Source organism: Propylenella binzhouense, assembly GCF_009866965.1.
Lineage (GTDB): Bacteria > Pseudomonadota > Alphaproteobacteria > Rhizobiales > Afifellaceae > Propylenella > Propylenella binzhouense.
This window is the reverse complement of sequence record NZ_SPKJ01000154.1, coordinates 1-6,446: the sequence shown is the minus strand read 5'-3', so window position 1 is coordinate 6,446 and position 6,446 is coordinate 1. Positions and strand designations below refer to the sequence as shown.

The 6,446-nt window shown below is 69.3% G+C and carries 7 protein-coding genes and 1 tRNA gene; 5 read left to right on the top strand and 3 right to left on the bottom strand.

What is annotated here, in order from left to right; genetic code table 11:
• Positions 1 to 197: 197 nt before the first annotated feature.
• A tRNA-Thr gene (locus E4O86_RS21880) sits at positions 198 to 272 on the bottom strand.
• Positions 273 to 517: 245 nt separating this feature from the next.
• On the opposite strand from E4O86_RS21880, the gene rpmI reads away from it, so the two are divergent.
• The 5 genes from rpmI (at position 518) to E4O86_RS21855 (ending at position 4,344) form a co-directional block, all read left to right on the top strand.
• Positions 518 to 718 (top strand): 50S ribosomal protein L35, encoded by a 201-nt coding sequence (rpmI, locus tag E4O86_RS21875; protein WP_161142673.1) that lies wholly within the window; start codon positions 518 to 520, stop codon positions 716 to 718.
• Between the two features lie 18 nt (positions 719 to 736).
• Positions 737 to 1,138 (top strand): 50S ribosomal protein L20, encoded by a 402-nt coding sequence (rplT, locus tag E4O86_RS21870; RefSeq protein WP_161142672.1) that lies wholly within the window; start codon positions 737 to 739, stop codon positions 1,136 to 1,138.
• A gap of 79 nt (positions 1,139 to 1,217) precedes the next feature.
• Entirely contained in the window at positions 1,218 to 2,279 is a 1,062-nt protein-coding gene (locus E4O86_RS21865) for an aromatic ring-hydroxylating oxygenase subunit alpha (RefSeq protein WP_161142671.1), read from the top strand.
• Positions 2,280 to 2,461: 182 nt separating this feature from the next.
• Positions 2,462 to 3,367 carry a sulfotransferase domain-containing protein gene (locus E4O86_RS21860; RefSeq protein WP_205521040.1) on the top strand — a complete coding sequence of 302 codons (906 nt, stop codon included), beginning with the start codon at positions 2,462 to 2,464 and terminating at the stop codon, positions 3,365 to 3,367.
• A gap of 98 nt (positions 3,368 to 3,465) precedes the next feature.
• Positions 3,466 to 4,344 (top strand): EamA family transporter, encoded by an 879-nt coding sequence (locus E4O86_RS21855; RefSeq protein ID WP_161142670.1) that lies wholly within the window; start codon positions 3,466 to 3,468, stop codon positions 4,342 to 4,344.
• Between the two features lie 24 nt (positions 4,345 to 4,368).
• Here E4O86_RS21855 and E4O86_RS21850 read toward each other — a convergent pair whose 3' ends face one another.
• On the bottom strand, positions 4,369 to 5,559 hold the full coding sequence (locus tag E4O86_RS21850; protein WP_161142669.1) for an NAD-dependent epimerase/dehydratase family protein: 1,191 nt from the start codon (positions 5,557 to 5,559) through the stop codon (positions 4,369 to 4,371).
• Positions 5,560 to 5,741: 182 nt separating this feature from the next.
• A complete protein-coding gene (locus tag E4O86_RS21845) occupies positions 5,742 to 6,359 on the bottom strand; it encodes a TPM domain-containing protein (RefSeq protein ID WP_161142668.1) in 618 nt (205 codons plus the stop codon).
• Positions 6,360 to 6,446 lie beyond the last annotated feature (87 nt).

Below are 6,446 nucleotides of genomic sequence, written 5' to 3'. Positions count from 1 at the left end.
CGCCCGCACGGCGAGCGCGCCGGCGCCGGCGCGCAGGCCGAACCGGTCCACCGTCGCCGCCGCCATCCGCGCGAGCGCGCCCGTCCGCCGCAGCATGCCGTCAGTTACCTGCAGGGAAGATCGACGGCACGGCCGGCCAAGGGACCGCAGTCGGGATTTCGCCGAGAAGCGCCAACCTGCATCGCCAGTTCGTGGAATGGTGCTGCCGGACAGGATTGAACTGTCGACCTCTCCCTTACCAAGGGAGTGCTCTACCACTGAGCTACGGCAGCCGCCGGGGACGCGTGGTCAATGCCACGTGTGCCGCGACGGCGCAACCGTCGCGGGGCGGCATCCATATGGCGGATGGCGCGCGACTTGTCACCCCCTCCGCTCGCGGTTATATGTCCCCCCGCCGGATCGCCCGGCCCGACGGTCCGCCGTCTGCAGGGCATGCCGTGGCGATCCAGAATGCTCAGAAATGGGCCTGATGCGAGGCTCCGCGCTGCGGAGCTTTTCGCGTTGCAAGGAGAGCAGAATGCCCAAGCAGAAGACGAAGTCGGGAGCCAAGAAGCGCTTCCGCTTCACCGCCAGCGGGAAGGTGAAGGTGGGTCAGGCCGGCAAGCGGCACGGCATGATCAAGCGGACGACGAAGTTCGTGCGGAACGCGCGCGGCACCATGGTGCTCGCCGAGCCGGACGCGCTCATCGTCAAGAAATACATGCCCTACAACCGCTGAGGCCGGAGGTACCGACATATGGCACGCGTCAAGAGGGGCGTGACGGCCCACGCCCGGCACAAGAAGGTCCTGAAGCAGGCCAAGGGCTTCTACGGGCGCCGTTCGAACACGATCCGGATCGCCAAGCAGGCGGTCGAGCGGGCGAACCAGTACGCCTACCGCGACCGGCGCCGGCGCAAGCGGAACTTCCGCGCGCTCTGGATCCAGCGCATCAATGCGGCGGCGCGGGAGCAGGGCCTGACCTACGGCCGGCTCATCGACGGGCTGATCAAGGCCGGCGTCGAGGTCGACCGCAAGGTGCTCTCGGACATCGCGATCCACGAGCCCGAGGCGTTCGCCGCCATCGCCGCGCAGGCGAAGGCCGCCCTCGCCTATCTGAAGGACGGCTCGCCGAACGAGTACGAGGCCGCGGTCCGCTGAGGCCCGCTCCGTCGGCTGAGGTCGAAGTCGAGGGCGGCCTTGTGCCGCCCTTTTCCGTTCCGGGACTGCGGAGAGGCGCATGCAGGGACTGACCGCGGACATCCTGAAGGGCTGCTGGTACCTCGCGCTCGAGAGCGGGGCGCTCGGGCCGGCAAAGCCCGTCGGCCTCAAGATCGCCGGCGAGCCGATCGTGCTCGCCCGCGGCGCGGACGGAACCCCGTTCGCGCTGCGCGATTCCTGTCCCCACCGCGGCATCCCGCTCCATTACGGCCGCGTCAAGGAGGGCACCATCGAGTGCTGCTACCATGGCTGGCGGTTCGGCGCCGACGGCGGCTGCGTGGAAATCCCGAGCCTGCGCGAGGGCCAGGCGATGGAGCTCTCGCGCATCCGCACGCCGGCCTTCCCGACGCGCGAGCGCTACGGCTGCATCTGGATCTATCTGCCGCGCGGAGAGGAGGCGCCGGCCGAAGCGCTCATTCCCGAGCCCGTCGGCCTGCCGGATCTCGCCGCGTCGGAGGCGCCGAAATCGGCGATTGCCATGGATTTCCCGTGCTCGTCCGACCATGCCGCCTTCGGCCTCATGGACCCGACCCACGCGGCCTATGTCCACACCTCCTGGTGGTTCAAGAAGGATGCCCGGAAGCTCCGGCCCAAGGAGAAGCGCTTCGCGCCCTCGCCCTTCGGCTTCCGCATGGAGCGCCATGCGATTCCGCCGCAGAACGTGATCTACCGCTGGCTCCTCGGCGACAACGTGACGACGGAGATCGGCTACCAGCTCCCCGGCTACCGGATCGAGCACATCAGGGGCGACCGGCACTGGGTCGTCGGGCTGACCGCGATCACGCCGATCGACGAAGGGGCGACGGTCGTGCACCAGCTGTTCTGGACCTCGCTCGGCTGGGTCAGACCGGCGGCACCGCTCGTGCGCCATTTCACCCGCGTGTTCCTCCGCCAGGACCGCGACGTCGTGGTCCAGCAGCGGGAGGGGCTCGCCGGCGGCGCCAAGGTGATGCTCATCAACGATGCCGACACCCAGGCGCGCTGGTGGATGCGCCTCAAACACGAATGGCAGGTGGCGCAGGCGGAGGGCCGGGCCTTCGTCAATCCGCTGCGCCCCCAGATTCTGCGGTTCCGGAGCTGAGCGCGGACGCAACGGGCCGGAAAGGCGGCCGAAACAGAATTGTTGCCGCGACGGCGGCCGGAAACGGCGGAAGGCTTCAGCTCTTCGAGGAGCTTTCAGACGAAACAGAAATCCGTCGCCGCGAAAACGGCGGGAAACGGCACGCCGGTATCAGCGCGCATCGCTTCGAGAGGGAGACGGCGATGAACGCCCCGATGAACCCCTGGCCGCGGAAGACCCGCGAGCTCCACAACCATCACTTCGATTCCACGATCTGGAACGACTTCGCCTTCCGCGACGGCGACATCGTGATCGGCACCTATGCGAAGTCCGGAACCACCTGGACCCAGCAGATCGTGGCCCAGCTCGTCTTCGGCGGCGCCGACGACATCGACGTGGCGGAGATATCGCCCTGGATGGACCTCCGCGTGCCGCCGAAGGAGGTGAAGCTCGCGGCGGTCGAGGCGCAGACGCACCGGCGCTTCCTGAAGACGCACCTTCCGGTCGATGCGCTCGTCTTCTCGCCGGAGGCCCGCTACATCTATATCGGCCGCGACGGGCGGGACGTGGTCTGGAGCATGTACAACCACCACGCCCGCGCGAACGATTTCTGGTACCAGGTGCTCAACGAGACCCCCGGCCGGGTCGGTCCGCCGATCGAGCCGCCGCCCGCCTCGGTGCGCCAGTACTTCTTCGACTGGCTGGAGCGCGACGGCCATCCGTTCTGGCCGTTCTGGGAGAACGTGCGCTCCTGGTGGGCGGTGCGCAACCTGCCGAACGTGATGCTCCTGCACTTCGCCGACCTCAAGGCCGACATGCCGGGCGAGATCCGGCGCATGGCCGAGTTCCTCTCGATCGAGATCGACGAGGCGCGCTTCCCGACGATCCTGGAGCATTGCAGCTTCGACTACATGCAGGCGCATGCCGATCGCGCGGCCCCGCTCGGCGGGGCCTGCTGGCACGGCGGCGGCAAGACCTTCATCCACAAGGGCACGAACGGCCGCTGGCGCGACCTGCTGAGCCCTGCGGAAAGCGCGCGCTACGAGGCGGTCGCGCGGCGCGAGCTCGGCGAGGACTGCGCGCGCTGGCTGGCATCGGGGGCGCTCTGAGCCTAGCGATGAGGCCCGGGCTTGCCGGGCGGCGCTCTTCGCGCGACAGAGAGGCGCGGCCGGGTCGGAGCGACGGCGGACGCCAGGAGCACCGCCCGATGAGGTCGCGCCACGTCGCGCTCGCCTTCGGCATTGCCCTCGTCTGGGGCCTGAACTTCGTCGTGATCCGGATCGGCCTCGACAGCCTCCCGCCGATCCTGATGGCGGGTCTGCGCTTCGTGCTCGCCGGGCTCCCGGCGTTTCTCGTCCCGCGCCCGGCCGTGCCCTGGCCGCGCTTCGCGGCGATCGCGGCGACGCTCTTCGTGGGCCAGTTCGCGTTGCTCTTCTCCGGGATGGCGGCGGGGATGCCGCCCGGCCTCGCCTCGATCACGCTGCAGGTGCAGGTCTTCATGACCGTGCTCATCGCGGCATTCGTGCTCGGCGAGCTGCCGCTGCCACGCCAGATTGCGGGATCGGCCGTCGCCCTCGCGGGGCTCGGCCTCATCGCCGCGACGGCGGGCGGCGCGGGTGTCACGTCCGCGGGGCTTCTGCTCACGCTCGCCGCCGCGCTCAGCTGGGCGAGCGGCAACGTGCTCCTCCGGCGCGCGGGCGCGATGGACATGTTCGCGGCGATGAGCTGGCTGAGCGTCGCGGCGGCACCGCCGCTCCTCCTGCTCTCCCTCGTCGTGGAAGGACCGGCGGCGATCGCCGCCGCGCTCTCCCGCCTCGATCCGGCCGGCGCCGGCGCCCTCCTCTACGTGGCCTTCCTCTCGACCACGCTCGGCTATGCCGGCTGGGGCCATCTCCTGAAGCTCTATCCGGCCGCGACGGTCACGCCCTTCGCATTCCTGGTGCCGGTCGTGGCCATCCTCTCGGCCGCGCTTCTCCTCGGCGAGCGCTTCGGTCCGATGCGGCTCGCCGGCATGGCCCTCATCCTCGCCGGGGTCGTGCCGGTGGTGATGCCGCTCCGCCCCGGCCGGAGAAGGCGCGCGCGCTGAGCCGTGGGGCGGCTCCCGCCCGGGCTATTCGGCCGCGAGCGGCGGCACTTTGGAGCGCCATTCCGACACGCAGGGGATCTTCGAGCGGTCGCAGCGACCGGCATATTTCCGGGCGATCTCGGTGACTTCCGCAAGCAGCCCGTCGGCGAGCGTCGTCGGCTTCAGACCGAGCCCCAGGAAGCGGTCGTTCGCCACATGGAGGTCGTTCTCGTCCGCCTCGTTGCGCGGGTTGCGGATGTACTGGACCGGCGTGCCGGTCATGTCCGAGATCATCGTCGCGAGATCGCGGACGCGGTGCGTCTCCGTCATCTGGTTGAGGATGTTCACCCGGTCGCCCGTCTGCGGCGGATTCGCGATCGCGAGCTCGATGCAGCGCACCGTGTCCTGGATGTGGATGAAGGCGCGCGTCTGCCCCCCGGTGCCGTGCACGGTGAGGGGATAGCCGATCGCCGCCTGCATGAGGAACCGGTTCAGCACGGTGCCGTAGTCGCCGTCATAATCGAACCGGTTGATCAGCCGCTCGTCGAGCTTCGTCTCCTCGGTCTGGGTTCCCCACACGATGCCCTGGTGGAGGTCGGTGATCTTCACCCTGTCGTTCTTGTTGTAAAAGAAGAAGAGCAGCTGATCCTGCGTCTTCGTCATGTGGTAGATCGAGCCCGGATTGGCCGGGTAGAGGATCTCCTGTTCGGCCTGCGAGCCGTCGGCGAGCGCGACGCGGATCTTCAGGTAGCCCTCGGGGATCTTCATGCCGGCGGTGCCGTAGCCGTAGACGCCCATCGTGCCGAGATGGACGAGATGGGCGTCGACGCCCGATTCCACGATCGCCGCGAGCACGCCGTTGGTGGCGTTCAGATTGTTGCTGACCGTGTAGCGCTTGTGCCAGGACGACTTCATCGAATAGGGCGCCGCGCGCTGCTCGGCGAAGTGCACGATCGCGTCCGGCCGCTCCGCGGCGATGAGGGTCAGAAGCCGGTGGTAGTTCTCCGCGACGTCGAACGATTCGAAGCGGATCGAGCGGCCGGAGACCTCCCGCCAGGCGGCGAGGCGCTCGGAGATCGGGCGGATCGGCGTCAGCGATTCGACCTCGAGCTCCACGTCGATCTTCCGGCGCGACAAATTGTCGACGATGATGACGTCGTGCCCACGCCGCGAGAGGTGGAGGCTCGTCGGCCAGCCGCAGAAGCCGTCGCCTCCGAGCACCAGGATCCTAGCCATCCGCGCAGTACTCCGTTGGCCCCCGGCCGAGGCCCGTTCGCATTGCCGGTCCGGGCGCACCGCACCCGCTTCCCGCCTGACATCTTTTCGGAAATTTCGCAAATGCCGGCGCCCCGTCCAGCCCGCCGCGATGCCGGTTCGGCAGCGCACGGAGGCCCCGGACCGCGTTCCGCCGGCCCGGTTCAGATCTCGACGAGACGGTCCGGCAGCTCGTTTTCCGCCGCGCCGGTGCGCGGGAAATGCTCGGAAAGGACCTTGCCGGCGGCCTCGATCGCGGCGACGAAGCCGTCCGCGACCGCACCGCGCGCGATCGCTTTCGTGAGATCGTCGACGGTCGCCTGCCACACCGCCGGGCCGACGCGGTCGTTGATGTTCTTGTCGGCGATGATCGCGGCGTAGCGCTCGCGAAGCGACACGAACACCAGCACGCCGGTGCGGTCGGCCGTGGCGTGGAGATTGTGGGCCAGGAACTGCTCCATCGCGTGCCGCTGCGCCCGCGCCTCCTGCACCGCGCGCGGCACGATCCACATCCTGATCTTCGGCACGGCCGAGAGGCCGCAGAGCACGAGGAAGGCGACGGCCTGGCCGATGACCAGCGAGACGGACGCAAGGTCGCGGACGACGAGAACCGTCAGGATGCCGCCGAGGAGTGCCGCGAGCGCGGCCCACATCACGGCGATGAAGACATAGCTGTCGCTTTCGCTCGCGAGCACGGCGAAGATCTCGCCATCGGTCGTCGCCTCGGCCGCGCGGATCGCCGCCGCGATGCGCCCGTGCTCGGCCGGATCGAGGACGGCCATGCTACCAGCGCCCCGAGGCGCCGCCGCCACCGAAGGATCCGCCGCCGCCCGACCAGCCGCCGCCCCCGGAGCCCCAGCCGCCGCGCC

Bases quoted from the DNA above. Each gene is read 5' to 3' on its own strand.
- rpmI (WP_161142673.1), top strand. From the start codon at position 518: ATGCCCAAGCAGAAGACGAAGTCGGGAGCCAAGAAGCGCTTCCGCTTC.
- rplT (WP_161142672.1), top strand. From the start codon at position 737: ATGGCACGCGTCAAGAGGGGCGTGACGGCCCACGCCCGGCACAAGAAG.
- E4O86_RS21865 (WP_161142671.1), top strand. From the start codon at position 1,218: ATGCAGGGACTGACCGCGGACATCCTGAAGGGCTGCTGGTACCTCGCG.
- E4O86_RS21860 (WP_205521040.1), top strand. From the start codon at position 2,462: ATGAACGCCCCGATGAACCCCTGGCCGCGGAAGACCCGCGAGCTCCAC.
- E4O86_RS21855 (WP_161142670.1), top strand. From the start codon at position 3,466: ATGAGGTCGCGCCACGTCGCGCTCGCCTTCGGCATTGCCCTCGTCTGG.
- E4O86_RS21850 (WP_161142669.1), bottom strand. From the start codon at position 5,559: ATGGCTAGGATCCTGGTGCTCGGAGGCGACGGCTTCTGCGGCTGGCCG.
- E4O86_RS21845 (WP_161142668.1), bottom strand. From the start codon at position 6,359: ATGGCCGTCCTCGATCCGGCCGAGCACGGGCGCATCGCGGCGGCGATC.